Genomic DNA, 25,881 nt, shown 5'->3' on the forward strand with positions numbered 1-25,881 from the left:
TTAACGGCTGCCATATCTTAGGGGGTCAAGTATGAGGTGGCTGTCTATTTCGGATGTCGAAACGGGTTTCCGGAAGGCTGTTACTTGCAGGCTGGTATCTTTCCGATCCGGTGCCACTGAGCTTTAGTGCTGGATGAGGCACCCTTAGGCGCTCGAGCGCCTTCACGAACAAAAATCAATGAACTCTACTCCGATACGGCGCATCGGGGAGCGATGCTGCACGCCTGAGAAAATTCGGCAGTAGAGTCTAAGAAAATATGAGGGCACATGCGCCACATTTCCATGACCGACTTAACCCTGCGCGCAAAACAATCCGATGCATTGGCAGATGACCAGCAAAATGCGGGGTGGGGGTCATGTATCATGCGCGGCGGACGCATGACCAAGTGGAAGGGCAGGGTCGCCAGCTATGCCCCGCATGTGGCCGAGCTGATCCTGTGCTTTGCGCGTGTAGGCGCTGCCGGCCTCGTTCCCCTGGCCCTTGCGGCCAATCCAGCTGCGGCGGCGGATCGCTATTGGGACGCCTTGGGCGATGGCAGCCTGACTCTGGGGGGCACCGGCGCCTGGAACCTGACGGCTCGCTCCTGGAGCACGACGACCAACGGCGCTGCCGGTCCCTTCGAGCTTTGGAACAACAGCGCGTTTGACAATGCCATCTTCGCGGGCACCGCTGGGACGGTGACCTTGGCTGAGGCGATCAACGCCGGGAACCTGACCTTCGACGTTTCTGGCTATACGCTCACCGGGAGCACGCTGACGCTTGGCGGTGCGACGCCCACCATCACCGTCAATAGTGGCACGGCGACGATCAATTCCGTAATCGCCGGCACGGCAGGGCTGACAAAAGCGGGGGCTGGCGGACTGACGCTGGGCGGGGCGAACAGCTTTACCGGCAATCTCATAATCGACGCCGGTACGCTGACACTCAATGGCACGAGCAGTTTTACTGGCGATATTTACGTTAACAGCACCGCCAGAAGCGGTTTGTCCATTAACAGCGACGCCGCGCTCGGTGTCGCCAGCAATCGCATCTTTACCAAGGCGGGCAGTTGGCTGAGCATCAACACGGCCCTGAGCGCCGACCGGGTAATCACGCTTGGCAGCGGCGGTCAGACAGTCGTTGATGGCGTGGGTGCGGCCTCTGCCCGCTATACGGGCTCCGGCGATATTACCTTCTACAGAACCGGGCCTACCAACGACGCCAATGATTACACCGGGCAGACGACCCTCAGCTTCGACAACAATGTATTATTTTCCTCGGTTGGAAACCTCGGCGAGGCGAGTGCTCTGGGCGCTCCAACCGACCCCTCGATGGGAACCATCATCGTCGCGCCAAGGGGCGGCTACACCAGGACCGTGTCCTATACCGGCGACGGGGACGATTCCAACCGCAACTGGTCCATGTCGTCGAGCGGCGCCAATCTGGCATTTTCGAACGGCGGCACCGGGACTCTGACACTGCGGGAAGGCATCGCGCTCACGGGTCCTGGCAGCACGGGTGTTAACTTCGTGGCCACATCGGCCGATATGGAACTCCTGGGCGAAATCAGCGGAAGTATGGGTACGGTCTCCTTTAGTGGCGGCGCTGGACGCACCATCACGCTTGGGGATGCCAACAGCTTCAACGTCCCGGTTTGGATCAGTACCGCCACCGTCAAGGCAGGCACCCTGGCCGATGGAGGGGCGGTCAGCTCGCTCGGCGTTGGGACGAAGATTACTCTGAACTATAGCGGCGTTCTGAGCTATACGGGCAGCGGCGCCACCAGCAACCGGGCCTGGACGGCCTCGTGGGGCGGCGGCACGATTAGCAACGACGGCAGCGGAGCCTTGTCGCTGAGCGGTGACGCGGTGTTCGCTAACGCGGCCACCTTGACGTTCGGTGGCACCTACACCGGCGCGGACAACAGCTTCTCGGGCGTCATCTCCGGCGCCGGCAACCTCGCCAGCACCGGCAGCAGCACCTGGGTGCTCAGCGGGGCCAATACCCGCACCGGCGCCATCACCGTTGACGGCGGCACGCTGCGTGCTGGCCATGCGTCGGCCTTTGGGACGACCACCGGCATTACGATCAACGCCGGCATGCTGGACCTAAATGGTTACGACCTGTCGACGACGAACCTGGCCGGCTCAGGAGGCACCCTGGCGCTGGGCAGCGCCGGCTTCACCCTGACACTGGACACGGGCATCAACCGCACCTTCAACGGCACCATCACCGGCACCAGCACTGGCAGCTTCACCAAGCTGGGCGGCGGCACCTTAACCCTGACCGGCGCCAACACTTATGGCGGCGCCACCACCATCGGCGGCGGCACGCTGGCGCTGGATTTTGCGGGCGCCAATGCGCCGGCCGACAACATCCTCTCCGCTTCGTCCGTGGTCAGCATGGGCGGCAGCACCCTCGCCGTTACGGGCAAGGGAGGGATAGCCAACACCCAATCCCTGGGCGGCCTTACGATCACGGACGGTAACAATACGGTCAGTGCGACCTCCGGTGCAGCAGGCAGCCTGACCCTTAATTTGGGTGCCATCACCCATAGCGGCGGTCTTGTGAATTTCGTCCTGCCAGAGGCTGGCGCCATTACCACCACCAGCGCGGCGCTCGGCGGCTGGGCGACGGTCAACGGCTCGGACTATGCCAAGGTGCTGGTGGATGAGGGTGGGAAGATCGTCGCTTTCACGGATACCGACTACACGGATATGGACGATGCCTCCCAGTGGCAGGAAAGCCAGTACATCACCGATGTGGATGGCTTCTTCAGCGAGGTAGGCGCCTCGGTGCAGCTGGCCGGCCTACGCTATACGCAGGCAACTGCCGGGGACGTGACTATCGCTGCCGGCCAGACCCTTGGGATTGACGGCACCATCATTGTAGCGCCTACGGTCGAAAGCAACGGGCCGAGCATTACGGGCGGCTCGATCACCGGCACACGGGGCGGTGGGCAGCTCGGCATTCAGCAGAACAGCACGGGCAATTTCATCATCGGCTCGCAGATTGTCGACAATACCGGCGTCATCGGCTTTACCAAGGCGGGCGACGGGCTGGTGACGCTGGCCAACGCGGACAACAGCTACACCGGTGCGACCGTGATCAGCGCGGGCACCCTGGCCGTCGCCAGCATCAAGGATGGCGGCATTAACAGTGCGATCGGCGCTTCGTCAGCGGATCCGGGCAAACTGGTAATCCAGGGCGCAACGCTGCAATACACCGGGGGTGACACCACCAGCGACCGCGGTTTCACCATTGCCCGTTCCGGCGCTATCGTCGACAACACCATTGCGGTGACCGAGGCTGACACCAACCTAACCTTTGAAGGCGAAGTGGTGAGCCCCGACGGCGCCAGCCTCGTCAAGGCCGGCCCGGGTACGCTGACCCTGGCCAACGGCAACAGCAGTTATACTGGAGTGACCACTGTCAGTGGCGGTACACTGGCCGTATCCACGCTGGCTGACGGCGGGGTCAACAGTTCGATCGGCGCATCTTCGGCGGCGTCATCGAACCTGATGCTCGTGAATGGCGGCGAGCTGGAGTATACCGGTGGCACGATCATTAGCAACCGCGGCTTCACGACTGGCTACGGTGGCGGCGCGATCGACGTCGCCAATGGCAGCACGGAACTGACGCTGAGCGGCGTGGTAGCGGGCAATTTCCTGACCAAAAACGGCGCAGGCACCCTGGTGCTGTCGGGTGCCAACACCTATACAGGCGGGACAATCGTCAATGCTGGTACGCTGCGCGCTGGCTCGCCCCAGGCGTTCGGCAACGGCACCGTCACCGTGAACGCGGGCGGCACGCTGGACCTCGGTGGCTACAACAGCACGATCCGCGGGCTTGATGGCAGCGGGACGGTTGATCTGGGGGGCCAAACGCTGACGCTGGACGGTAGTAGCCGCAGCTTTACCGGCAATTTTACCGGCATTAACGGCAACATCACCCTTGCCAGCGGCGGCCAGACCTTCAGCGGCTGCACCAACAGCTATACCGGGATCACCACGATTACCGGTAGCAGTACGCTGACCGTCGGTTGCCTTCGCAATGGTGACGAGGCGAGCGATATTGGCGCGTCCAGCAACCTTGCATCCAATCTGGTCTTCAACAATGGCGCGTTGGTTTACACGGGCGACACCGTCACCACGGATCGCGGCTTCAGGTTGCTTGCCAATACCGGCGCGATCGGTGTGCAAAATAGCGATACGATACTGACCTTCGGCGGCCAGGTCACTGGGGGTGGTACCTTGAGGAAGGATGCTGCCGGCATCCTGGTGCTGTCCGGCACCAATGACTATACCGGCGGCACGACGATCCGCGGCGGCACGTTGCGAGCCGGTTCGACCAGCGCCTTCGGCACGGGCGGAATGACCGTGAACGCCGGTACCACGCTCGACCTCGACAACTTCAGCAATTCGGTTGGCGGCCTCACCGGCGCCGGCAATGTCACGCTCGGCTCCGCAATGCTCACCCTCAGTACTGGGGCCGAGCTGATCTTCAGCGGCGCTATCAGCGGTACGGGCGGGCTAATCAAGAACGGCTCCGGCACACAGATGCAGACGCTCTCTGGCGTCAGCAGCAGCTACGAAGGCAGCACCACGATCAACGGCGGCATTCTCGCTGTCAGCAGTCTTGCCAACGGCGGCGAGGCCAGCTCGATCGGTGCCTCGACGGCGGTGGCGAGCAATCTTGTCCTCAACGGCGGTACTCTGCGCTATACCGGCTCTGGTGGCAGTACTGACCGACTATTCACGCTGGGTGCTGCCGCCGACAGTACGCTCGACGCCTCCGGCGCCGGCGCCATTCACTTCACCAGCACCGGCACGATGGGCTTTGCGGGCGCGGGCAACCGCACCTTGACGCTTACCGGTTCGAACACGCTTGATAACAGCCTGGCGGTCCTGATTGCCGACAATGGCGCGGAGCAAACCGCGCTGACCAAGACAGGTGAAGGCACCTGGGTGCTGACCAATGCGGGCAGCACCTATACGGGCGCGACCACCATCCTTGGCGGCGTGTTGGCGGTCGACACGCTGAGGAGCGGCGGCGAGGCCAGCTCGATCGGCGCCTCGTCGGGTGATGCAACCAGCCTGGTGATCGGAAATACCGCGACCCTGCGCTACACCGGCGACGGTGATGTGACCGACCGCCTGTTCACGCTGGCCGAGGGTATCAGCTCCATCGAGTCCTCCGGCACCGGCGCGATCGTCTTTGAGAACACGGCGGCGGTCACCTACTCCGGCTTGGGGGACCGGACCGTTGCGCTGGGCGGCACCAACACCGGCCTTAATACCCTGGGCGGTACCATCGGCGACGGCGCGGGCGGTACAACGACGCTGGCTAAGAACGGCACCGGTACCTGGGTGCTGACCGGCAACAACAGCTTCACTGGTAACACCGTCGTCAACGACGGCAACCTGATGATCGGCAACGGCGGTACTACCGGCAACGCCGGCGCTGGCAATGTCATTGTCAATCGTGCGACCTCCACTCTGTCGATCAACCGCAGCGACCAGTTCGACTTCACCGGCACGTTGAGCGGCCCGGGCATGCTTGCCCAGATCGGCGCCGGCACCACCGTGCTGACCTCCACTGGCAATGCGATCGGCGCAGCACGGATCGACGCCGGCACCCTGCAGGTTGACGGCGCGCTGACGACCGCAACGCTCGCCATGAACGGCGCTTCGCGTCTGGCTGTGGTTGGCACGGTGAGTGCGGCCAGCGGCGCAATGACGGCCGTCACCGGCGACGCTGGCGCCAGCACGATCGAAGTGGCGGGCAGCGGCGTACTCACCGCCAGCGGCGATCTGGGCGCCGGCAGTGATGCGATCACGCTTGCTGGCACGCTCAATGCCAGCACTGCCGCCCTCAGCTTGGGCGATGGCGACGACATGCTGACGTTGAACGACGGCGGGGCGCTCCTGGGTGCGGGCGTTGCCGCAGGCGCCGGCACGGATACGCTGGCGGTCAATAATGCGGTTGCACGCACCCTGAGCGGCACGGTTGTGGGGGGCTTTGAGCGCCTCAACAAGCAGGGCATAGCCACGCTGACCCTGACCGGCGACCACAGCTACACGGCCGGCGCCACCATTACGGCAGGTATCTTGCAATTGGGCGACGGCACGGCAACGGGCACGCTCCTTGGTGACGTCGTCAACAGCGGCACGCTCGCCTTCAACCGCTCGGATGCCTACACCTTTGGCGGGCTGATCTCGGGCAGTGGTACAGTTACCCAGACCGGCTCGGGCACGACCGTGCTCACCGGTGCCAACAGCTATTTAGGCGCGACTACCGTTGAGGCCGGCACGCTGCGGATCAACGGCAACCAATCGGCGGCGACCGGCCTTACCACCGTGAGGACCGGGGCGACGCTGGGCGGCGACGGCATCATCGGCGGCGATGTGCTGGTCGAGAATGGCGGCATCCTGGCGCCAGGCAACAGCCCGGGCGTGCTCACCATTAACGGCGACCTGACGCTGAACAATGCGTCGGAGCTCGCCTTCGAGTTCGGCGAGGCCAATGTGGCTGGTGGTCTGCTCAACGACCTGATCCGGGTTGGCGGCGATCTGACGCTCGATGGCACGCTCGATGTAACGGTCTCCAGCGGCGGCGGCTTTGGCCCTGGCATCTACCGGGTGTTCGAGTACGGCGGTAGCCTTGTCGATAATGATCTGACGCTTGGCAGCCTGCCGGTCGGTAGTAATGCCTATCTCCAGACCTCGGTCGCCAACCAGGTCAACCTGGTCAACACGGCGGGCCTTACTCTCAACTATTGGGATGGCGATGCCGGGCCGCACAATAACGGCGTGGTCAACGGCGGCAGCGGCACTTGGCGGGCAGACGGCGACATCAACTGGACCACCGACAGCGGCCAGACCAACGGCGCCTTTACCAATGCTGGCTTTGCCATCTTCCAGGGCACGGGCGGCACGGTCACGGTTGATACCACCAACGGTCCCGTACAGGCTTCGGGCATGCAGTTCGCGGTCAACGGCTACACCGTTCAGGACAATGCGATCGAACTGGTTGGCCCAGAGGCGATCATCCGCGTCGGCGTCGGCTCGATCGGCGCGGACTATGTGGCCACCATCGACTCGGCGCTGACCGGCACGGCCCAGCTGGTCAAGGCGGACCTCGGCACCTTGGTGCTGACGGGCACTAACAGCTACACCGGCGGTACGGCGATCAACGGCGGCACGCTGCAGGTCGCAAGCGATGCTAACCTTGGCGCAGCACCCGGCGCGCTTACCTTCGATGGCGGCACGCTGGCGACGACAACCACCTTCACGTCAGGCCGGGCGGTCACGCTCGAGGACGGTGGCGGCAGGTTTACGCCCCAGACCGGCACGACGCTGACTCTGACGGGCACCGTCGGCGGGGCAGGCAACCTCACCAAGGACGGCGCCGGCACGCTGATCCTCACGGCTGATAACAGCTATGCGGGCGGCACCACCATCACGACGGGCACGCTCCAGGTTGGCAACGGCGGGGCGACGGGCGCCATCCTCGGCGACGTCGTCAACAACGGCACGCTGACCTTCAACCGCACCGGTGCGCTGACCTTCGCCGGCGCCGTCACCGGCACGGGCGGGCTCAACGTCCAGGGCGGCCTGGCGTTGACCATGACTGGCGACAGCACCTACAGCGGCGATACGGCAGTCTCCGAAAGCGCACTCATCCTGTCGGATGGCGGTTCGATTATCGGAACAGGTGTGACGAGTATCGCGGGTCCGAACAGCGCGCTGACCGTGCGCGGCCCGGGGTCGATGCTCTCGACCGGAACCCTCAATGTCGCCACAACGATAGATGCGGTCTCAACCGTCACCATCGAGAACGGCGGCGTTGTGGCGGTGGGTGACACGGCGTCCATCGGGTACAACCCTGCCTCTGGCGTCCAGGCAATTCTCAATGTTACCGGCGCAGGGTCGCGGCTGAGCGTCGGCGGTCAGCTCCTACTCGGCATACGGCAGTCCCAGGTGCTGGATGCGACCTTCGCCGACGGTGCCGTGATCGAGAGCGACAGTACTCGGATCGGCACCGGATTTACGCCCACCATGACCAAGACCGTGACGCTGTCGGGTGCCGGCACGCGCTGGACCAACGCGCAGGATCTGCGGTTTGAGAATGGCACCTTGTCGATCCTGGACGGCGCAACGATGAGCACCGGATCGGCGCTCATTGCCCAGATCGCGGCAGCCACCGAATTGCTTGTGTCTGGTTCGGGCTCGAGCTTCTCCAGCCTCGGCGACCTCTCCGCCGGCGGCACGAACGGCACTGCCGTCATCACCCTTGCCGATGGCGGGCGCCTCGGCGTCGGTGGCGCGTTTACGCTGGGCTATGTCGCCAGCGCGACCGGCAGCGGCACCCTCAACATCGGCGGGGCCGAGGGGCAGGCGGCGGCAGGCGCCGGTGTGTTGGAGGCGGCAACGCTCGCGCTCGGACCGGGCGCGGCGCGGCTCAATTTCAACCACACCGAGTCGGACTACACCTTCGCCACGCCGCTCTCGGGCACGGGCGCGGTCAACCAGGTGGCGGGCGTCACCCGCCTGACCGGCGACAGCTCGGCCTTTGTCGGGACGACGACAGTCTCGGGCGGCACGCTGCTGGTCAGCGGCACGCTCGGCAACGCGGTGAGCACGGTCAGCGTGGGGACGGGCGCAACGCTCGGTGGTCTGGGCACGATCGGCGGCGCAGTGGCGATGGCCGATGGCGCCGTCCTCAACCCAGGCGATCTCGGCGCAGCGCCCGGCACGCTGACGGTAAGCGGGGCCTTGAGCCTGAGTGCGGGCACGCAGCTTGCCTACAACTTCGGTCAGGCGGGCGTCGTCGGTGGTCCGCTCAATGACCTGACCGTGGTCAAGGGCGACCTGACGCTCGATGGCACGCTCAATGTCGCAACGACAGCTGGCGGCAGCTTCGAGCCCGGCCTTTACCGGATCCTCAGCTATGACGGCGCCCTCACCGACAACGGCCTGGCACTCGGCACCATGCCGGCGGGCGACTATCAGGTGCAAACAGCCGTTGCCCATCAGGTCAACCTGGTCAATGCCACCGGCGTCGTGCTCAACTTCTGGGACGGCGCGGGGGCGGGCCGGTTCGATGGCCAAGTCAGTGGCGGCGATGGCATCTGGCAGTCCGGCGGCAATGATAACTGGACCAACGACACTGGTCAGCTCAATGCCGCGTACGCGCCGGATGCCTTCGCCATCTTCTCTGGCGCGGCGGGGACGGTCACGGTCGACAACAGCCTTGGTGACGTGACCGCCGCCGGGATGCAGTTCGCGAGCGACGGCTATGCGATCAATGGCGGGGCGCTGACGCTCACTGGCCCTGAAGCGATCGTGCGCGTTGGCGATGGCACGAGCCTGGGTGTGGATTATACGGCAACGGTTCAGGCTGAGCTGACCGGTGATGCCCGGCTTATCAAGAGCGACCTGGGCACCTTGGTGCTGGACGGCGCCAACAGCTACCTTGGGGGCACCACGATCGCGGGCGGCACGCTGCAGATCGCGAGCGACGCGGCGCTCGGCGCGGCCAATGGCGACCTGTCCCTCAATGGAGGCACGCTGCACACGACGGCGGATCTAACCACCATGCGTGGCATCACGCTGGACGGTCCGGGCGCTTTCCGCAGCGACGTAGGCACCACATTGAGCCTGGACGGTACAGTTGTTGGCGCTGGCAGCCTGAGCAAGACTGGTGACGGCACGCTGGTGCTCGCCGGTGCGAACAGCTACGCAGGCACGACCGACGTGTTGGCCGGCACGGTGCTCGTCAACGGCGACCAGTCGGCGGCGACCGGCCTGACCTCGGTAGCCAATGGCGCGCGGCTCGGCGGCGTCGGCACGATCGGCGGCGATGTGATGCTGGCCGATGGGGCGACCCTGACCCCAGGCAGCACGGGTGTCGGCACGCTGACCATCGCCGGCGACCTGTCGCTGGCGGCAGGCTCCACGCTCGAGATGGAGTTCGGCGAGGCGGGAGTAGCCGGGGGCGGGCTCAACGACCTGATCGAGGTCAAGGGCGACCTAGTGCTCGATGGTGCCATAAACGTTGCAGAAACAGCTGGCGGCAGCTTCGGGGCCGGCATCTACCGGGTAATCAACTACGCCGGCAGTCTGACCAACAATGGCCTGACGCTCGGCACCCTGCCAGCGGGCAGCACGGTCTTTGTCCAGACCAGTGTTGCGGGTCAGGTGAACCTGGTCAACACCGGCGGGCTGACGCTGAACTACTGGGATGGCGCGACCGGGCCGAAGTTCGACGGCATGGTCAACGGCGGCACCGGCGTCTGGCAGTCAGGGGCGGGCAACGACAACTGGACCAGCGAAGAGGGCGAACTCAACGCCGCGTTTACCGACGAGAGCTTCGCCATTTTCGCTGGCACGGCGGGCACGGTGACGGTCGACAACAGCCTGGGGGCTGTCAGGACGTCCGGCATGCAGTTCGCAACGGATGGCTATGAGATCAAAGGCGCAGCGCTGACGTTGGTTGGGCCGGAGGCAACCCTGCGCGTCGGCGACGGTACGGATGCCGGCGCAACCTTCACCGCCACGATTGAAGCGGAACTCACCGGCAGCGCTCGCCTGGTTAAGACTGACGGAGGCACCTTGGTCCTGGCGGGCACCAATAGCTACACAGGTGGCACCGCCATTAACGGCGGCACGCTGCAGATAGCAATCGATGCCGCATTGGGCGCAGCCACGGGCGACGTTACCCTTAATGGCGGTACGCTGGCGACCACTGCCGACATGGTCTCAACCCGCGCTTTTGATGTGATGGGCACGGGCACCCTGCACACGGCAGCAGACACCACCTTCACGACCGAGGGCGTCTTCTCGGGTACGGGTAGCCTTACCAAGGACGGGGCCGGCACGCTGGTCCTGACTGGCAATAGCGCTGGCTTTGCTGGCACGACTGCCGTCAAGGCGGGCACGCTTGCCGTCAACGGCCGACTGGGCGGCAGCATGGACGTGCTCTTGGGTGGGCGCTTGGCCGGCATCGGCCGGGTGGGCACCACCACCTTGCACAGCGGCGGTATCATCGCCCCGGGCAACGGCATCGGCACGCTGACCCTTGCCGGCAGCCTGGTGAGCGAGGGCGGCCTGATCGAGATCGAGGCCGAACTCGGCGGGGATGCCTCGGCCGCTGATCGGCTGGTGGTGACCGGCGATACGGCCGGCACGGCAAGCGTCCAGGTGATTAACCGGGGCGGCCAAGGCGCGCCGACTAGAGAGGGCATCAAGATTATCGATGTGGCCGGGGCGTCGAACGGCATCTTTACCCTGGCCGGCGACTATGTGTTTAAAGGCGAGCAGGCGGTCGTTGCTGGCGCCTATGCCTATACGCTCCACAAGGGAGGCACCAGCACGCCTGAGGATGGCGACTGGTACCTGCGCTCGGAGGCGCTCAACCCTGACCCACAGGAGCCGCAAGTACCGCAAGATCCCCAAGAACCGAACCCGATCTATCAGCCGGGCGTGCCGGTCTACGAGGTCTATGCCCAGACCCTGCAGGCGCTGAACGGCTTGCCGACGCTGCAGCAGCGCGTTGGCAACCGCCAGTGGGCGCCGGGCACCCTGGACGCGGACGGCGGCGTGTGGGGCCGGATTGAGGGTACGCGGCAACGGGGCAACGCCCGGGTTACCACCAGCCAGGCCGACCACGATGTTAACACCTGGAAGATGCAGCTTGGCCTGGACCGGACCCTGGCCGATAAGGGTGAAAAGGGCCTCCTTGTGGGTGGCCTTAACGCCCACTACGGCAACGCCAACGCTGGCGTGCAGTCGGTGTTCGGCATCGGCAGCCTCGATACGGATGGCTATGGCGTAGGGGCAACCCTGACTTGGTACGGCCCGCAGGGCTTCTATGCCGACGGCCAGGCCCAGATCAGCTGGTTCAGGAGCGACCTGGACTCCAGCGTGCTCGGCCAGTTGGCGGATGATAACACCGGTCATGGCGAGGCCTTCAGCCTTGAGTTGGGCAAGCGCACGGAAGTGAGCGCGGCGCTCTCGCTCACGCCGCAGCTTCAGATGACCTATGCCCACGTCGACTTCGACCGGTTCACCGATAGGTTTGGCGCTGCCGTCTCGGTCCGTCATGCCGAGAGCCTGAAGACTCGCTGGGGCGTCTCGCTCGACCACCAAGCCACCTGGGAACACCAGGGAAGTGCGCGGCGCAGCCATCTCTATGGCTTGGTCAACGTCAGCTTCGAGTGGCTCGACGGCACGCTCACGGAGGTTTCGGGCACGAGGCTGGCTCACGCCGATGACCGCTGGTGGGGTGAACTGGGTTTGGGCGGCAGCCTGACGCTGAGCGAGCGGCTGACGATCTACGGCGAAGTCTCCGCTTCCTCGGCCCTCGATAACTTCGGTGACAGCTACAACCTCAAGGGCAGCGCCGGACTCAGAATCCAGTTCTGAGAGAAATGACCCTAGCTAATTGATTTGGGCGGCGAGGAAAATGCTTCCTTCGCCGCCCGTTTTATAATCTTAGCATGGCGCCCGGCAGCGCCAATGAAGTCGCCCTAATGAGTGCTGTCTCATTGGGCCGAGACGGCCGAGGCCTGCGCCGGCGGGGCCTTTAGAGGCTGACTGGGCGGTGTGTCTCCGATCAGGTGGCGGGTGAAATAATCGCGGAATTTTCGCCAGAAGAAGGGTTGGAATACCCCATGCCGCGTGTTGGGCAGAATGACGAGGTCAACGTCGCGTCCCGCCTTAATTAGCGCCTGGGCCAGCCGGTAGCTCTCCGTAACCGGCACGTTATCGTCAATATCGCCGTGTACCAAAAGCAGTTTGCCGCTCAAATTGCCGGCTACCGACATGTTGGAGTTGGCTTCCCAGACCTCCGGCGAGGCGTAGCCCATCGAGACTTCGGGCCACCAGGCTTTGTCAAGGCGCAGGTCGTGATTGCCTGAGGAGGCAACCGCAACCTTGAAGAAGTTAGGACGCCGCAGGATAAAGCGGGCTGCATCATAACCGCCGGCCGATCCGCCAAAGACACCGACGCGACTTGTATCCATATAAGGGTAGCGCACCGCCATCTGCCGGATCATGGCGATGTGATCGTCAAGGCCGACCTCGCCCAGATTTTGATAGGCCGGCAGGCGGAACTTCTGGCCGCGGCGCGAGGTGCCGCGCCCGTCAATCATCACCACGATCGCGCCTAGCTGTGCGACGCTGGATGATGGCGAGGCAAGGGTGCCGCCCCAAGTCGTTGGAACCTGGGTCGTCGTCGGCCCGGTATAGACATGATCGATAATGGGATAGGTCTGCTTGGGATCAAAATTGGCCGGGCGATAGATCATCCCGTAAAGCGGCGTATGCCCGTCAGCCGCGACACCCTTGAACGGTTCAGGCGCTGTATAGCCGCTCGCGAACAACTTGCTGGCATCGCCTCGGCCAAGCTCGGAGACGATACGGCCGTTACGCGCATCGCGCACTACTGTGCGGGTTGGCTCCGTGGGGCTCGACATGGCATCGATGATCCAGCGCCCGTCGGGCGATATGCTGACGTCGTGGTTGAGTGGTTCAGGCGTCAGCAAAGCGGGCTCGCTTCCGTCCAGTGCAACGCGATAGAGCTGACGCCAGTAGGGGTTGCGGTCGGGCTCGCGGCCGATGCCGGTCAGCAAAATGGCGCTGCCATCCTTTGCAACATGCTCAACGGAGAGAACCTCCCATGTGCCGTGCGTCAGGGGCTTGCCGCCGGATGGCTCTTGCGGGCGGACCAGATAGAGCTGGGCCCAGCCGGTGCGCTCCGAGACGCTGAGTTCGCCCTGGAGTTCCGGCGCAGGCCGGATGAAACTGGAGGTGACGGTGACGAGCGGTTTTACCGCCTCGATCGCAACTGGCGTTGCGGCGCCGGTTCCCGCATCGACCCGATAGACGACCAGCTTACCATAGCCGCGCTCGGTCCACTGGATGCGGGCATGACCATTGTCGTACCAGCCCATGTCCGGATCGGCCGGGTAGAGCAGGGATTCACTCGGGACATCGACGCTTACCAGCTGGGTCTTGCGCTGACGCAGGGCTGTCTCGACATCAATGATGTACCGCTTGGCCTGAGGCAGCTTCTCGGCGCCGGCAAGCGGATAGATGTAATGAAAGCTGCGCGGATAAAGACTGTCCGGCGGATTGTGCTGGGTAACCGACATGCGCTTGACGCCGCGGGTATCGAGCCGCCAGGTCAGGATGCGCTTGCTGTCTGGTGACCAGCGCACCGAAACCGGCATTTCAGGATCCTCAGTGCCTTCCTTCAGAATGGTCGGCAGCATGGGGATATTGCGACCATAAGGCTGATCGCGCGTCCCATCCGTTGTCAGCGCAATTTCCTGTCCGCTTCGGGTGTCGATCGCAAACAGGTTGAAATTGCGGGCAACGATGCGGAACCGTCCGTCGGGCGACAGGGCGCCTTCGCCTTCGGGGTCGCCACTGTTTGCCTCTGTCAGCTTCTGGTCGGCAGAAAGCGACCAGCGCTTGCCGAGGCTGCCGAAATGCAGTTCATTGATCGCGGCATCGAATTCAGGCGTCTCCAGCGCGAGGCTGTGAGGCGCAAGATCTTCTCCAGTGGCTTTGGCTAGAAGCGCAGCCAATCGCGCCTCGGCAATAATCGGGCGCGCCGAGCGCGATGCGAGATCAAAATAAAAGATCTGGCGCGCACCAGAAGGCCCCTTGCGGTAGACGATGCCTTGGCCGCTAGTAGTGAAAGCAGCCTGTAGGTCAGCATCGGCGATAAACGTCCGCATATTGTCGCGGAGGTATTTGTCGGCAAGCGCGTAGCGCTCGGCGACGCCAGGGTAGCCCTGAGCGCTATCGGCGTGCGTGGCAGTATTGGCCGCGAGCGCCAATACGGGCTGCCCAAAGAGGGCAAGCGCCATGGCGGTGCTGAGAGCTACCCGCAAGGGCTTTCCTCGTCGGCTGTGTTCGCGTGGGTTTTCCCTTGTTTCAGCTGCGCTTGCCATTGTTCTCCCCCTTAGCAATGCGTGTCCACTGCCGTAAAAAGTATATAGTATAACAATCAAGGGTATATAGTATAATATTCAGGTGCTGAGACTAGCCAAGGGGGACCGGCTCTACAGCGCGTGCCATGTTGCGATGCGCGACAAAGAGAGGCGAAGCAAGCTTCAGGCTGAAATACGCCTTTGCATGGCACTGAGCCGTAAAACTTGGTCCTGGTGTGCGTGACCGTTCGCCATTGACCCGCAAGCCTAACCGTGCATCAGTATACCGTATATTATCTTAACGGAGACGCATTATGTTTTCACCCAGCCGCAGACAGCTGTTGATCGGAGCGGCAGCAACGGCACTGATGGCGAGCGCGGGACGCGCCTTTGCGGCAGAGTCTTCCAGCATGCTGCCGGCAAGAGCAAAGCCGTTGCCTTTGGATCAGGTTCGTCTCCGGCCGTCTCCCTTTGCACATGCCGTCGAGACGAATCGCAAATATCTCCTCTCCCTCAGCCCCGATCGGCTGCTGCATAACTATCGTGCCAATGCGGGGCTGGAGCCAAAGGCTGAAGCCTATGGCGGCTGGGAAGGCGACACGATTGCAGGACATACCCTCGGCCATTATCTCAGCGCGCTTTCGCTGACCTATGCCCAAACAGGCGACGAGGAGTGCCGCCGTCGCGTTGCCTACATTGTCGATGAACTGGCGATTGTGCAGGAAGCAGAGGGCGACGGTTATGTGGCCGGCTTTACGCGAAAGCGCAAAGACGGCACGGTTGTCGACGGCAAGGAGATCTTCGCCGAGATCATGGCTGGAGACATTCGCTCGGCCGGCTTCGATCTTAATGGCTGCTGGGTGCCTTATTATAATTGGCACAAGCTGTTCAACGGCCTGTTTGACGCCCAGACCTACTGCGGCATCGACAAGGCTCTGCCGATTGCGGTGGGGCTGGCTGGTTATATCGACCGCGTGTTCGCCGCGCTGAACGACGAACAGGTCGAGAAGATGCTGTCCTGCGAATATGGCGGCCTCAACGAAAGTATTGCCGAGCTTTATGCGCGCACCAAGAACCCGCGCTGGCTGAAGCTGGCCAAGCGCATCTATGACCATCGCGTGCTCGATCCGCTCAAGCGCCGCGAGGACAAGCTGGCGAATTTCCATGCTAACACCCAAATCCCGAAGTTGATCGGTCTTGCCCGCCTTTATGAAGTGGCGGGTGCACAAGAAGATAGGACTGCTGCCAGCTTCTTCTGGGAGCGCGTCACCGGGCATCACAGCTACGTAATCGGCGGAAACGCCGACCGCGAATATTTCTTCGAGCCGGATCAGATTTCCCGCCATATTACCGAGCAGACCTGCGAGCATTGCAACAGCTACAACATGCTGAAGCTGACCCGGCAGCTTTACAGCTGGCGGCCGTCCGCTGAGCTGTTCGACTATTACGAACGTACGCACCTCAATCATATTCTGTCGCAGCAGCACCCCGAGCACGGCGGCTTCACCTATATGACGCCGCTGATGACGGGTGCGGCGCGCGGCTATTCGCAACCGGGCGAGGACGCCTTCTGGTGCTGCGTCGGCAGCGGCATGGAAAGCCACGCCAAGCATGGCGAGTCGATCTTCTGGGAAGGCGACGGCATGCTGATCGTGAACCTTTATATTCCCTCCCAGGCGCATTGGGCCGAACGTGGGGCCGACCTGGTTCTCGATACCCGCTACCCCTTCGAGCCGGAAAGCAAGATTACGCTTTACAGGCTGCGTCGTCCCGGTCGCTTCCCCGTTGCTCTGCGCGTGCCGGGATTTGCCAATGGTGTCGCCGACATCAAGGTCAACGGCCAGTCTTTCAATGCGCCGGTGCACGACGGCTATGCGCTTGTCGAGCGGGAATGGGCGGAAGGCGACTCGCTCACGATCGCCATTCCGCTGGATCTTCGCATCGAGCCGACGCCTGATGATCCGCGCACGGTTGCGATTCTACGCGGGCCCCTGGTTCTGGCAGCTGATCTTGGCTCGGCAAAAGACGAGTTCACCGGCACTGATCCGGCATTGGTGGGAGCGGATCTGCTTGGCGGCTTTTCGCCCGTTGCGCCGGAATGGGCGGTTTATGATACCCAAGGTGTTGTCCGGCCGGCGAACTTGCGTTTCGTGCCGTTCTACAGCCAATATGACCGCCGCAGCGCCGTCTACTTCAAGCGTTTCAGCGAAGCAGAGTGGAGGGTTGAGCAGACCGCCTTCTTGGCCGAGCAGGCACGCCTGCGCGACATCGCGGCGCGGTCGGTTGATGTCATGCATCTGGGCGAGATGCAGGCGGAGCGCGACCATAATCTCGCCTCCGATGTTTCCTGGCCGGTCACGTATCGCGGCCGCAAGGGGCGGGACGCGCGTAGCGGCGGTTTCTTCGAGTTCACGATGAAGACCCGCAAGGAGCCGCTCATCCTGCAGGCGACCTACTGGGGCGACGAGCGCAAGCGCAGCTTTGATATCCTGATCGATGGCGTCAAGCTTGCGACCCAGACGCTGAATGCGGATCATCCGGGCGAGTTCTTCACGGTCGAATATCCGGTTCCGGCCGCTCTGGTGAAGGGCAAATCGGAGATCCGCGTCCGCTTCCTGCCGCATGATCGCAGCACGGCAGGACCGGTCTTCGGCGTACTGCTCTTCACCGCCAAGCCAGGGAAGAAAGCCTAACGTTGGGAGCCGCCGTCTGCCGGGGGAGCGGTGGACGGCGGCCTACAATCCAAATTCGGGGGGATAAGGATGAAGCGCAGTCTGTCGGCCGGCATGCTGCTGGCCCTATTGTTGTCGACTGCCGCCTGGGCGCAATCGCAGCGCATCGAGGGCGTACCTGTCCACGCACCGGGCAACCCGATCCTCGCGGATGGCCGATATTATTCGGCCGATCCGGCTCCCTTCGTCTTTGATGGTAAATTATGGATCCTTGCCGGGCGCGACGAGGCCCCGGCCGATGTCAATGACTTCATCATGAAGGAGTGGCAACTCCTCGTAACCAACAATCCGAAATCGGGGAATTGGGTACACTATCCGGCGGTCGTCCGCCCAGAAGACGTGTTCAAATGGGCGACGCCCGGCCGTGCCTATGCCGGGCAGGTGGTCAAGGGACCAGATGGGCGCCTTTATTTCTATGCGCCGGTGCATCAGGCAAGCAGCACGGCCAAGGACAAGTTCGCCATCGGCGTTGCCGTCGCGGACAGTCCAACCGGTCCCTGGGTCGATGCTCACCCTTCTGGCCCCATCGTCTCCCAACAAGTGCCCGAGCCGAATCACATCCAGAACATCGATCCGACTGTGCTCGTTGATGATGACGGGCGAGTTTACCTCTACTGGGGGACGTTTGGCCAGCTGCGTGGAGTTGAACTCGAGCGGGACATGGTCACGCCCAAGGGCAGGGTGGTGAAGGTCGACAGCCTGACCGGCTTCTTCGAAGCGCCCTGGCTGATGAAGCGCAGCGGCATTTATTACATGCTGTATGCTGGCAATCAGGCAGGGCCCAATTCAGACTGCACACCGGCGATCTACCATGCCTGTATTGCCTACGGTACGGCATCATCGCCGCTTGGGCCATGGACCTATCGCGGCATCGTGTTAAAGCCGGTTTCCTCCACGACGTCGCATCCAGGCGCAGTCCCGTTCAATGGACAGTGGTATCTCGCCTATCATACTGCCGATGCCAAGGGCGGTGGGCATTTTCGCCGCAGCGTCGCGGTCGATCGGCTGGAGTTCGATGACAGTCAGTCGCCGCCAGCGATCCGCCTATTAACGCCGACCCGGCGGCCGCAACCAGTACCTTTGCCTACAAGGAACATCGCTGGAAGGGCAACGGCCGCTGCCTCCAACGAGCCGATCCCAGTGAAGTACTGGATCAAGTCCCTCAACGACGGCATCACCAAGCCGGCCCCGCTCCCGCCCGATATGTGGGGAAGCTGGACACCAGATAACCCTAGTCACCAGTGGATTGAGTATCGTTGGGACCAACCAGTCACCATCAACGGCTCGCGCATCTGGTTTTGGGCCGACCAGCCGACCGGATCGGACACAAGGATTGCGCCGCCAAAGCAATGGCAGCTATTTTATTGGAATGCCGGCTGGAAGCCCATTCTCAGCCCTGAGCGCTATGGTACCAAGCCAGGCAAGTTTCAGGACGTGCGCTTCCCGCCCATCACGACGCGCTGCCTCCGTGCGGTGCTGACAGCATCAGGCAATGATGGCAACCGTGCAGGCCTTGCGGTTCAGGAATGGGAAGTGCTTGCGCCCGAAGTGCAAGCGCCTCGGCCACCTGGCGGGCAGCCCGCACCATCCTGCGAATAACCGCTCCTGCCAAGTCTATCTCCACGGGTCTTAAGGTTCGTATGACAGGAGCGCCAGGGCCAAGTCCCTGGAAAATTTTGTTAACGCTGTCAGAAAGTTAATAGGCCCAAATTCAGTTTTTTACAGGCGGATCGCTTGACTCTCCCCCGAATCGTCTACAGTAAATAGTATACAACTACATAAAACGAGTAGATTAACGGGGGAGGATCTTAGTGAGCACTTTTTCTCGGCATACGCGCCTCTCAGCGTTGCTCCTGTGCGGAACGTCACTGTTCGTCACAACGCACTCCTGGGCACAGCAGGCGAACACCGACGTGGCTGCTAGCGAAACAGGGATGGAAGAAGACAGCGGATCGGTCGAGCAGATTGTTGTGACCGGCTCGCGTATCCGCCGCAGCAGCCTGGACAGCCCCGCGCCGATTGCCGTTGTCGGCGCCGAGGCCATTCGCGCGACCGGTCAAACGGAAATCGCAAACGTTGTCAATGAACTGCCCGGCCTTGCCATCACCCAGACCGACCAGACCAGTAATCTGGCTGGCAACGCGGGCATCAATGCTTTGGACCTCCGCGGTCTTGGCACACAGCGCACGCTGGTCCTGGTGGATAGCCGTCGGCGCGTGCCAGCCATTCCCGGCACGTCCGCTGTTGATATCAGCACAATCCCCTCGAGCCTGGTCGAGCGGGTCGAAATTGTCACCGGCGGCGCATCGGCGCTTTACGGTGCCGATGCAGTCGCAGGCGTTGCAAACTTCATCTTGAAAAAGGATTTCGAAGGCATCGATGCCGGCGGGCAGTACAGCAATTCAACCCGCGGTGACCTGGACGAATACAGCTTCGATTTTCTGGCTGGTAAAAACTTCGCGGATGGCCGCGGCAATGTGACTGTTTACGGCTTCTACGAGACGTCACCGAACACCGTATCCGGCGAGGATCGCCCCTGGACTGCAGGCGGATATCCCATCTATTCGCGTTCGAGCACATCGGAGCCCTATACGATCCAGGACGGCGTTCGCAACGTTAACAATTCGCGGTACGCGCATGTGATCCTGGGCGGCAAGCTCTACACCTTCACCGATGAAGGCGTGTTGCGTGCCCCCCAGTTGGGCCCGGGCGGCTTCGTGAACCGTGGGGAAGTGGATCTCTCCGACCCCGCGAGCATCGGAACACTGTTGACGGATGGCGGTGAATACGGTGGGCGTTATGACGCCTACTATCTCACGGTGCCGTCCGACCGGCTCTCGACTCGCCTTGCCGTGAACTACGAATTCGACAAGGCGCTGAAGCTCTCGATCAGCGGCGAATATTCGCACAACAAGGCTGAGGCCGCCTATGCGCCGTTGACGGCCTTTGGCACCGATACCATACCGGCCGACAGTCCCTTTATCACCGACGAGATGCGCGCGGCCAATGGCGGCGCCATTGATGCTCCTGTGAATTTCTCGCGCCGCTTCGATGAGCTTGGCACTGCGCGAAATCGTTATGACCGGAAGCTCTACCAGCTCGTTACGAGCCTGGAGGGCGATTTCAGCCTCTTTAATCACGACTGGAATTATTCGTCCTACTACTCCTACGGCAGGAGCCGTCAGAAGGAGATGAGCGTCAACGGTACGGCCATGAACCGTTTCTACGACGCGATCGATTCTACGAGCGATGCCGCGGGCAACGCCATCTGCCGCAGCACCCTGACGGACCCGAGCAACGGCTGCGTTGCCCTCAATCCGTTCAAGCCGCTCACGCAGGAGATGATCGACTACATCCAGTACGATGCTGGTCCTGCGATTTCGACCCTCACGCAGCACGTGGTCTCGGGCTATGTCAGCGGCGGGCTTTTCGATCTGCCCGGTGGTGCGGTCCAGCTCGTGCTCGGCGCTGAATACCGAAAGGAGCGCAATGACATCGGCGTTGCTCCGGAGCTTGACCCGACCAATCCGGCGTTCGATCCGACCATCGGCTCGACGGCGACCCCGCTGGTCGGCGGCTATAGCGTCAAGGAGGTCTTCGGTGAGCTCCACATACCGATCTCTCTCGGATGTGCCTTTCGCCGAGACGCTCTCGATTGACGGTGCGGTGCGTCTGTCGGATTATACCACAGCAGGCACGACAACGACGTACAAGCTTGGCGCGGAATGGGCTCCCGTGCGAGACATTCGCTTCCGCACCACCTATGGCCAGGCGGTGCGCGCGCCCAACATCGGCGAGCTGTTCACGACCAGCAGTATTTCAGGGTTGTGGGTTACCGATCCCTGCAACACCTGGAATCTGGAAAATCGCGCGACGCGTACCGAATACACCGCTGCCAACTGCGCGCTGCTGAACCCCAGCGACAAAGACACCTACTGGTTGTATCGCGACATCATCAGCAAGGGTAATCTCGATCTTGGCGTCGAGACGGCCAAGACTCTGACGATTGGCGCCGTTATCCAGCCGCGCTTTGTGCCGGGCCTCACCCTGACCGTCGACTATTACAACATCGACCTGCGCGGGGCGATTGCCGAATTCGGGGCGCAGACCTTGATCGAGAAGTGTGTCGACATGCCGACGCTCGACAATCCGTTCTGTCCGCTGATCAGTCGGGACGCGGACGGCAATCTGGAATCGGTTGTCACCCAGAAGATGAATCTGTCGCGGTTCCTGACGCGTGGTATCGATTTTGCCCTGAATTATCAGGTCGAGCTTTCGGACCTGGGACTTGGCGGCAACAGCGGCAGCATCTCTATTGATGCCGCCTATGGCCGGCTCTTGAAGCGCGATTTCACGCTTGATCCGGCGGATCCCACCAACGTCACCAAGTCGGCTGGTGTGTTCGGCTCGCCCAAGTGGAAGGGCGTTGTCCGCACCACTTACAGCCACGATGATTTCTCGATCACGTGGGCGGTGCGCCACTTCGGTCCGATGAAGCCGACATCGACGGCAACCGCCGAGCTCTACCACCCGCTGAAAACACCCAACGTATTCTACCATGACCTGTCGGGCCGGGTGAATCTGACGGACAATGTTGAGCTCTACGGCGGTCTGCGGAACCTGTTCGACAGGGATCCGCCGCGTATTCCAGGCGCAGAAGCTGGCGGCGCGAACTTTGAGCTCGGATACCAGGCGGGTGTCTATGACTCCATCGGGCGGACGTTCTTCGTCGGCCTGCGCGTCATCCGATAATCTGTGGATAAAGGGGAGGCGTTCATGCCCAAGTGTCCTATGTTGCTGGCCGCAGCGGTGCTTCTTGGCACCGCTGCGGGCGCCGCCGCTGCAGAACAGGCCCAGGTGGAAGCCTGGAGGTCACGCAATGTGCCGACAGGGCCGGCGCTGGTGTTGACCTATGAGCGCTTCCTTATTCAAACGCCGCCATCGACGCTCGGCCTCGATCCGTTTTATCAAAAGTACGTCGATGCAGAGGGCATCCCTATTGTTTCATCATCCAAGGTGCCCGATGCCGCGTTGTTGATCGCGCGTGATATCGTCAATGCGGCCTTGATCGAGCGCCCTGATGTCCGCCGCGAGTTGGTCCGCAAAGGCGCACGCGTCGGTATTATGGCGATCGACGAAGGGACGATGGATCTGCCCGAGATGCGTGACTGGAAGAAGCCTGCGCCCGACGATCCCCGGCTCACGCGCTGCGAAAAGCAATTCTACAGCCAGATAGCGGCGATGACCGACCGCGAATACTGGAACGGGCGCGCACGGGGCATGGGCGGCACCTTCACAACAGGCGCTGCAGAGAACATTCTCGGCACTCCGGGCACCAAATATTTTGGCGAGAACATCCTGCTGCATGAATTCTCGCATAATATCCTGTCGGCAGTCAAAACGGCTGACCCGGAACTCTACCAGCGTGTCCAGAAGGCTTATGATGCAGCCATGGAAAAGGGGCTGTGGAAGTACAGCTACTCGGCGGTGACTATCCAAGAATACTGGGCCGAAGGTACGCAGTACTGGTTCAACTCCAACAAGGTTTTCAAGTCTAACGGGGTGACGGTGGCCTCGGATGAAGATCTGAGGCGCTATGATCCGGCGCTCTACGCGGTGCTGGGAGAGGTTTACGGCGATCGCCACCACATAAAGGCGGACGTCTTTTATCTCCATCCGGCGCGGTTCAATGTGCCCTCCATCCCGAAGAATGGCGAGTGCAGAAGCATGTTTGGTGCTGTGGACGCTCTTCGGATGCGTGTATCAGGTTGAGCACGTAAGGGCACAGAGTGTTGTTGAATTACAACAGTCGGCTGGCGGAGGCCGACAGGCGGTTTGATGGGAGCGCGCACATTATGCAAAACACCGTCAAATTCCTGTCGACAGATCGTATACGAAATACTATTGTCCGCTTCGAGAGCACGATTGGTGCGCTCACGATATGGTTTTGAAGCCTGCGACTTGCCAGGCCAACAGGACGGTCAGAAATGAAAGCCAAGATTTTCTCCGGTGTTATTCCAGCGCTCATGACTCCTTGCAAGGAGGATCGCACTCCCGACTTCGATGCTCTTGTCCGCAAGGGCAAGGAGCTGATCGCTCAGGGGATGTCGGCCGTCGTCTACTGCGGTTCGATGGGTGACTGGCCGCTCCTGACGGACGCGCAGCGCATGGAAGGCGTCGAGCGCCTGGTGAAGGCCGGCATTCCGGTGATCGTCGGTACGGGCGCCGTGAACACCGCTTCGGCCGTTGCCCACGCCGCGCATGCACAGAAGGTTGGCGCTCAGGGCCTGATGGTCATCCCGCGGGTTCTGTCGCGGGGCCCGTCGATCATCGCCCAGAAAGCCCACTTCAAGGCGATCCTGTCTGCGGCGCCTGACCTGCCGGCGGTCATCTACAACAGCCCCTATTATGGTTTTGCCACGCGCGCTGACCTGTTCTTCGCGCTGCGCGCCGAGCATCCGAACCTGATCGGCTTCAAGGAGTTCGGTGGCGCCGCCGACATGCGCTATGCCGCTGAGAACATCACCAGCCGCGACGACGACGTGTCGCTGATGATCGGCGTCGACACGACAGTGTTCCATGGTTTCGTGAACTGTGGTGCAACCGGTGCCATCACCGGTATCGGCAATGTGCTGCCGAAGGAAGTTATCCACCTGTGCAACCTGTCGCAGGCTGCTGCTGCCGGCGATGTGGATGCCCGCCAGCGCGCACTGGAACTGGAGCAGGCCCTGGCCGTGCTGTCCTCCTTCGATGAAGGTCCGGACCTGGTCCTCTACTTCAAGCACATGATGGTGCTGAAGGGAGACAAGGAGTACGCGCTCCACTTCAACGAAACCGATGCGCTGACGGAAAGCCAGCGCGGTTATGTCGAGGCGCAGCTCAAGCTCTTCGGCACCTGGTACGCCGAGTGGAGCAAGCTTCCGGGTGCTGTGCAGAAGTGCAAGCCCTAAGCGTAAGCTGACCGGAGACAAGAAGGGCCCTCCTATCGGGAGGGCCCTTTCTTTATATTCATAGTAAAAAGAAGGCAGAGGACCATGCCGGCTGATCTCGGGTCACAGGCGGGCTCCTCGGATTGTGCGGGCAACCGCACTGGCCGATGACGGGAGCAGGGTCAACGCCGGAGATTAGCGAGGCGTATCCCCGGCTGTGCCAACGATGTCGGGTTTGATGGGCGCCTGGATGAATAAAGTCCGGTAGAGCAACCCACCGATGCTGCCGCCGACCAGTGGTGCGGCCCAGAATAGCCAAAGCTGCTGCAGAGCAACACCGCCGACCATCAGAGCCGGGCCGGTGCTGCGCGCCGGATTGACCGAAGTATTGGTCACCGGAATGCTGATGAGGTGGATGAGCGTTAAGGCAAGGCCGATAGCGATTGGCGCGAATCCATGGGGTGCGCGGTCGTCCGTCGAGCCGAGAATTACGATCAGAAAGCCAGCCGTCAGCACCAACTCGATCAACAGAGCCGAGAGTAGCCCGTAGTTGCCGGGCGAAGCGTCGCCATAGCCGTTCTGAGCAAGGCCCGATACAGTGAGATCGAATGTAGGGTTGCCTGTGGCGATGGTGAGCAAAAAGGCTGCCGCTACAATCGCTCCGATGACCTGAGCAATCATATAGGGCAGGACGTCGCGCACGGGAAAACGGCCACCTGCCCACAGGCCGAGCGTGACCGCGGGATTGAGATGGCAGCCGGAGATGTGGCCAATCGAATAGGCCATCGTTAGCACGGTCAGTCCGAAGGCCAGCGAGACGCCGAGGAGGCCGATGCCGACCTCCGGAAAGGCGGCGGCCAATACCGCGCTGCCGCACCCTCCCAAAACCAGCCAGAAGGTGCCAATCGCTTCTGCTGCCATGCGCCTGCCGATATGCATTGCTCTCTCCTTTTCTCTCTGGAAGAAGAATCCAGGCACACAGGCTAAAGAAGACCGTATCGCTGGCTGGTCATCGACAGTGGCCAGCCGAACATTTGCTGTGTACAAGGCCAGGCAGACCGCTGCGACCAGCTTGCCTCGCGTGGCACCGGCTCCGGAAAGACAGGGACAGAACGAAGTATTTGAAAAATCATCGCAGCCTCCTGTTAGAAGGAAGCGACGCGACCGATACAGTACGAAATACTGATCCAGATTGGTTTGGGGTCAAGAAGAATACAGTCGAAGAGCGGATCGCCTCGCTCAGTGCCTGTTCTACTGCTAGGTGTGTCTTTTTCTAACAAATCCAGCTTTCGCACA

General features: G+C 62.2%; 10 protein-coding genes. 7 read left to right on the forward strand and 3 right to left on the reverse strand.

Annotated elements, in window-relative coordinates; all coding sequences use genetic code 11:
- Positions 1-731: 731 nt before the first annotated feature.
- On the reverse strand, positions 732-902 hold the full coding sequence (locus L0C21_RS15720) for a hypothetical protein (RefSeq protein ID WP_259279356.1): 171 nt from the start codon (positions 900-902) through the stop codon (positions 732-734).
- On the opposite strand from L0C21_RS15720, the gene L0C21_RS15725 reads away from it, so the two are divergent.
- Complete coding sequence (locus L0C21_RS15725; RefSeq protein WP_374940287.1) at positions 868-12,408, forward strand: autotransporter-associated beta strand repeat-containing protein; 11,541 nt, start codon at positions 868-870, stop codon at positions 12,406-12,408. The genes L0C21_RS15720 and L0C21_RS15725 overlap by 35 nt on opposite strands.
- A gap of 119 nt (positions 12,409-12,527) precedes the next feature.
- Here the strand turns inward: L0C21_RS15725 and L0C21_RS15730 are convergent, their stop codons facing one another.
- Complete coding sequence (locus L0C21_RS15730) at positions 12,528-14,945, reverse strand: S9 family peptidase (RefSeq protein WP_259279358.1); 2,418 nt, start codon at positions 14,943-14,945, stop codon at positions 12,528-12,530.
- Positions 14,946-15,238: 293 nt separating this feature from the next.
- Between L0C21_RS15730 and L0C21_RS15735 the strand changes: the two genes are divergently transcribed.
- The 6 genes from L0C21_RS15735 to L0C21_RS15760 all read left to right on the forward strand — a co-directional run bounded on the left by L0C21_RS15735 (position 15,239) and on the right by L0C21_RS15760 (position 24,606).
- Positions 15,239-17,617 (forward strand): glycoside hydrolase family 127 protein, encoded by a 2,379-nt coding sequence (locus tag L0C21_RS15735; protein ID WP_259279359.1) that lies wholly within the window; start codon positions 15,239-15,241, stop codon positions 17,615-17,617.
- Between the two features lie 69 nt (positions 17,618-17,686).
- Entirely contained in the window at positions 17,687-19,255 is a 1,569-nt protein-coding gene (locus tag L0C21_RS15740; protein WP_259279360.1) for a family 43 glycosylhydrolase, read from the forward strand.
- A 212-nt stretch (positions 19,256-19,467) separates the two neighbouring features.
- Positions 19,468-21,315, forward strand: coding sequence for a TonB-dependent receptor plug domain-containing protein (locus L0C21_RS15745; RefSeq protein ID WP_259279361.1), 1,848 nt, complete (start codon positions 19,468-19,470; stop codon positions 21,313-21,315).
- A complete protein-coding gene (locus L0C21_RS15750) occupies positions 21,257-22,408 on the forward strand; it encodes a TonB-dependent receptor domain-containing protein (RefSeq protein WP_259279362.1) in 1,152 nt (383 codons plus the stop codon). Before L0C21_RS15745 ends, L0C21_RS15750 begins: the two co-directional genes overlap by 59 nt.
- Positions 22,409-22,432: 24 nt before the next feature.
- Positions 22,433-23,428 (forward strand): glycoside hydrolase, encoded by a 996-nt coding sequence (locus L0C21_RS15755; RefSeq protein ID WP_259279363.1) that lies wholly within the window; start codon positions 22,433-22,435, stop codon positions 23,426-23,428.
- Between the two features lie 215 nt (positions 23,429-23,643).
- Positions 23,644-24,606, forward strand: a complete 963-nt coding sequence (locus L0C21_RS15760) for a dihydrodipicolinate synthase family protein (RefSeq protein ID WP_259279364.1) — start codon at positions 23,644-23,646, stop codon at positions 24,604-24,606.
- Between the two features lie 174 nt (positions 24,607-24,780).
- On the opposite strand, the gene aqpZ is transcribed toward L0C21_RS15760, so the two are convergent.
- On the reverse strand, positions 24,781-25,524 hold the full coding sequence (gene aqpZ, locus L0C21_RS15765; protein WP_259279365.1) for an aquaporin Z: 744 nt from the start codon (positions 25,522-25,524) through the stop codon (positions 24,781-24,783).
- Between the last annotated feature and the right edge of the window lie 357 nt (positions 25,525-25,881).

The sequence above is a fragment of the Pedomonas mirosovicensis genome, from assembly GCF_022569295.1.
Classification (GTDB): Bacteria; Pseudomonadota; Alphaproteobacteria; order Sphingomonadales; family Sphingomonadaceae; genus Pedomonas; species Pedomonas mirosovicensis.

Bases quoted from the DNA above. Each gene is read 5' to 3' on its own strand.
- L0C21_RS15720 (WP_259279356.1), bottom strand. From the start codon at position 902: ATGAGATTGCCGGTAAAGCTGTTCGCCCCGCCCAGCGTCAGTCCGCCA.
- L0C21_RS15730 (WP_259279358.1), bottom strand. From the start codon at position 14,945: ATGGCAAGCGCAGCTGAAACAAGGGAAAACCCACGCGAACACAGCCGA.
- L0C21_RS15735 (WP_259279359.1), top strand. From the start codon at position 15,239: ATGTTTTCACCCAGCCGCAGACAGCTGTTGATCGGAGCGGCAGCAACG.
- L0C21_RS15740 (WP_259279360.1), top strand. From the start codon at position 17,687: ATGAAGCGCAGTCTGTCGGCCGGCATGCTGCTGGCCCTATTGTTGTCG.
- L0C21_RS15755 (WP_259279363.1), top strand. From the start codon at position 22,433: ATGCCCAAGTGTCCTATGTTGCTGGCCGCAGCGGTGCTTCTTGGCACC.
- L0C21_RS15760 (WP_259279364.1), top strand. From the start codon at position 23,644: ATGAAAGCCAAGATTTTCTCCGGTGTTATTCCAGCGCTCATGACTCCT.
- aqpZ (WP_259279365.1), bottom strand. From the start codon at position 25,524: ATGCATATCGGCAGGCGCATGGCAGCAGAAGCGATTGGCACCTTCTGG.